Origin of the sequence: Burkholderia sp. Bp9012, assembly GCF_003853825.1 — a bacterium.
Classification (GTDB): domain Bacteria; phylum Pseudomonadota; class Gammaproteobacteria; order Burkholderiales; family Burkholderiaceae; genus Burkholderia; species Burkholderia diffusa.
Window position 1 is genome coordinate 1 of record NZ_QTQA01000059.1, and the last position, 3,755, is coordinate 3,755.

Here is a 3,755-nt window from a genome sequence, read left to right on the forward strand (position 1 = left end):
TCCCGTGTGAAAGTAGGTAATCGTCAGGCTCCCTAAGCCAGAAACCCCCGCCCAAAAGGCGGGGGTTTTTGCATTTGAGCGGCGAGATGGCAGATAGCCGTCTCCGTCTTGCAAGCTGCATGCTGTCTCGGACCGGCAGATCCCGCGGCAACCCACCCCAATAAACTTATCCGGATTGCAGTCGATTCCGTTGTCACGCCCGCGCCGGAACGAAATCTCGCGATTTGATACGATCGAAGTGTCGTCGACGGCCGCTTGCCTCGACGTTCAAGTTCGAACCAGTGCTTGATGGAGAGAGGGCAGGGAATGAATATCGGCGACGCGTCGCGCGAATCCGGCGTCAGCGCAAAAATGATCCGGTACTACGAACAGGTCGGTCTTCTTGCACCCAGCAAGCGGAGCGACGCCGGATACCGGATCTACGGTTCGGACGAAGTCCATATCCTGCGCTTCATCCGTCAGGCACGGCGGCTCGGTTTTCTCGTCGAGGATATCCGCAAGTTGCTGATGCTCTGGCAGGACCGCGCCCGCGCCAGCGTCGAAGTGAAGTCGATCGCCCTCGAACACGTGGCCGAACTCGACAAACGCATCGCGGAATTGAGCGACATGCGCAATACGCTAGCGGATCTCGCCGCGCACTGCCATGGTGACGAACGACCTGAATGCCCGATCTTGGCGCGCCTGGCCGAACCGGCTGGTGAACCAGATTAGTGCATGCCCTCGAGGTCGAAAAGAGACCTCGATTCAATATTCATAAAAATCAGTGAGTTAAAGCGGATGCTTCACAAGCCATTCCAAAATGGAATGGCTCCCATGCAAGCATTTCACTGGCATCTTGGTGCGGCATCGCTATAATTCGGGATAACCCTATACGGGAAATCCCTGAATCTCGATTCGCCAGGGGTCCCCCTTCCTTGGAGAACATCATGATCGCCTACATCGTTGAAAAGCTGAGCAACTGGTTCGAATCCGCAGAACGTGAGCGCCGTGAGGCATACCTCGCCACGTCGTCGGACATCGTCCAGCTCGAGAGCCGCATCCGCTCGCTCGAAACCAACGGCTACTCGCTGTAATCGAGTTACCGCCAGGTGCCGTGTGGCACCGAACGAAAAGCAAGCCCCGTGTTGACGGGGCTTTGTTTTTTATGCACTGGATCTGGCGAAATCGTCGGCGCGGCGCTATGGTATGGGCCTGTTTTTAACCGGAAGAGTACAACCATGCGCTTGCGTCTCGATGTGCGTCACGTTTCCCGCGCGCGTCTCGTTCTGGGGGCTGTCGTGCTCGCTCACGGCGTGGCGGCCGGTGCGGCGACGTCGTCCAAGTCGCTGATTCTCGATACGCAACATGGGATCCAGGATGGCAAGGGCGGCCTGGTGTTGCAAACGGCTCCGTTATCGTCAGAGCCAATCGTCGAGCCCGCAGGCATGCGAGCGCCGGCCGGGCAAGGATCGACTTCATCGATCCCGCTGTTTGTCGCGCCGTATATCAATGTGCCGGGCTGGGGCGTGTCGCCGGCCAATCAGCCGAGACCCACGCCAAGACCGCAGCCATAACGGCACGACGTCCGCTCAGTTCCCGCGGTGCTCGATCTGGCATCGGGCGCCGCTGTCCTGTCCCAGGCGTTCGACGAGATAGGGTAGCGCTTCGTTCATGCTCTGCGCGAGTGTGTACGGCGGATTCAGGATGAACATTCCGCTGCCGTAAAGGCCCAGGCCGCCTGTCGGCGGATTCGATACCGTCAGCGTCAGGTGCAGCCAGTTGTTCGGCTGCAGGCGCTTGAGCTGTTCCGGAAAACGCTGCGATTCCACCCGCGCAACCTGCGGATACCAGATCGCGTAACAGCCGGTCGCGAAACGCTTCAGGCATTCCGTTACGCAAGTCACCGTACGCGCGTAGTCCTTCTTGTCCTCATAGGACGGATCGATCAGCACGAGCGCGCGTCGCGGCGGCGGCGGCAGCAGCGCCTTGATGCCCTCGAAGCCGTCACCGGCGTAAATCATCGCGCGGCGCCCCGCATCGCGGAAGTTGTGACGCAGCACGTCGATTTCCGTCGTGTGCATTTCGAACAGACGCATCCGGTCCTGCTCGCGCATCGATCGCCATGCGAGATACGGGGAGCCCGGATAGTAGCGCAGCTCGCCGTCGTCGTTCAGCGCGCGCACCTCGTCGACGTAATCACCGAGCACCTCGGGCAGGTTCTTTTCGTTCCATAGCGCCCCAATCCCGGTGTCGAATTCCCCCGTCTTGGCGGCATAACCGTCGCGCAGCGAATACACGCCGGCGCCGGCGTGCGTGTCGATGTACCAGTACGATTTGTCTTTCTTGTTCAGGTGGCGCAGCAGCTGGACGACGACGGCGTGCTTGAGCACGTCCGCGTGGTTGCCTGCATGAAAACCGTGACGATAACTGAGCATGGCTGGCTGCCTGAAACGAAAGATGAATCGATGAAAACGGACGATTGCGTGTGGCCGCTGGGCCTCGCACCAATGCGGCCGCGTATTGTACGCGAGTGGGCGTGAGCCGCCTTACTCGAATGCGTCGCCGGCGGCCTCTTCGATACGTTGCTTGACCTCCGGCGTCAGCTTCGCGACAACGTCGAGCGCGCGCATGTTGTCGCCGATCTGCTCGACTCGCGAGGCGCCCGTAATGATAGAACTCACGCGCGGATTCGCGAGTATCCATGCGATCGCGAGTTGGGCGGTGCCGCAGTCGAGCTCGGCCGCGATCGCGCCGAGCCGTTCGACCGCGTCGTTGCTGGCCGGATCCGTCAGCCGCGCACGGAGCCAGTCGTAGCCCGGCAATTGCGCGCGGCTACCCGGCGGTACGCCGTTCCGGTACTTGCCGGTGAGCAGCCCCGATGCCAGCGGGCTCCAGGTCGTCAGGCCGAGGCCGTAGTCGTCATAAAGCCGCGCGTATTCCTGCTCGACCCGGGTACGGTGGAACAGGTTGTACTGCGGCTGCTCGACGACCGGCTTGTGCAGATGGTGCCGCTCGGCAATTTCGTACGCGGCGCGGATCTCGTCGGCGCTCCATTCGGACGTGCCCCAGTAGAGCGCCTTGCCGCGCACGATCATGTCGCTCATCGCCCAGACGGTCTCCTCGATCGGCGTGTTCGGATCGGGGCGATGGCAGTACACGAGGTCGACATAGTCGAGCTGCAGCCGGCGCAGCGAGTGGTCGATCGCGTTCAGCAGATATTTCCGGTTCAGCGTGTGATACTGGTTCGGCGCTTCCGCGAGTCCCCAGAAGAACTTGGTAGACACGAGGTAGCTGATGCGCGGCCAGCCGAGCGACTTGATCGCCTGGCCCATGATTTCCTCGGATTTGCCACCCGCATAGACCTCGGCGTTGTCGAAGAAATTGACGCCCGCATCGCGGGCCGCCGCAAGGCATTCGCGGGCAACCCGCTGATCGACCTGGTTGCCGTAGGTGACCCACGAGCCGAGCGAAAGCGCGCTGATCTGAAGGCCGGAGCGGCCTAGCCGTCGATAGTGCATGGGAGTCTCCCTCGACTCGAAACCGACCTTAAGCTTAGACGTTTTGCGCGCGAACGGCGGGGCCGATCGTGCACAATAGCGGCTGGCCCATCTGCACGACCGCGCGACGAAAGCGGCTGCAGCGGGGCGCGCTTTTTCGATCCGATAACGGAAGGAGACGGACATGGCAGCAGATCTGACCGGCAAGACCGCAGTCGTCACGGGCGCCGCAAGCGGCATCGGCAAGGAAATCGCACTGGAGCTCGCGAAGGCGGGCGC

At 61.6% G+C, this 3,755-nt stretch carries 6 protein-coding genes; 4 read left to right on the forward strand and 2 right to left on the reverse strand.

Translation table 11 applies throughout. The annotated features are described in order from the left end of the window. The first annotated feature begins 306 nt into the window (after positions 1-306). The 3 genes from cueR (at position 307) to DIE11_RS35775 (ending at position 1,553) form a co-directional block, all read left to right on the forward strand. Positions 307-711: a Cu(I)-responsive transcriptional regulator gene (cueR, locus tag DIE11_RS35765; protein WP_059603025.1), complete on the forward strand. Its 405-nt coding sequence runs from the start codon at positions 307-309 to the stop codon at positions 709-711. Positions 712-926: 215 nt separating this feature from the next. Next, the gene (locus tag DIE11_RS35770; RefSeq protein ID WP_006478295.1) at positions 927-1,073 is read left to right on the forward strand and encodes a DUF3563 family protein; all 147 of its coding nucleotides are present in this window, start codon (positions 927-929) and stop codon (positions 1,071-1,073) included. Positions 1,074-1,217: 144 nt separating this feature from the next. Continuing rightward, a complete protein-coding gene (locus DIE11_RS35775; protein WP_124629836.1) occupies positions 1,218-1,553 on the forward strand; it encodes a hypothetical protein in 336 nt (111 codons plus the stop codon). Positions 1,554-1,568: 15 nt separating this feature from the next. Here DIE11_RS35775 and DIE11_RS35780 read toward each other — a convergent pair whose 3' ends face one another. Further along, complete coding sequence (locus DIE11_RS35780; RefSeq protein WP_124629837.1) at positions 1,569-2,414, reverse strand: 23S rRNA (adenine(2030)-N(6))-methyltransferase RlmJ; 846 nt, start codon at positions 2,412-2,414, stop codon at positions 1,569-1,571. A gap of 111 nt (positions 2,415-2,525) precedes the next feature. Continuing rightward, positions 2,526-3,497 (reverse strand): aldo/keto reductase, encoded by a 972-nt coding sequence (locus DIE11_RS35785; RefSeq protein WP_124629838.1) that lies wholly within the window; start codon positions 3,495-3,497, stop codon positions 2,526-2,528. A 163-nt stretch (positions 3,498-3,660) separates the two neighbouring features. On the opposite strand from DIE11_RS35785, the gene DIE11_RS35790 reads away from it, so the two are divergent. Next, on the forward strand, positions 3,661-3,755 hold a 95-nt coding region (locus DIE11_RS35790), incomplete at its 3' end, for an SDR family NAD(P)-dependent oxidoreductase (protein ID WP_124629839.1).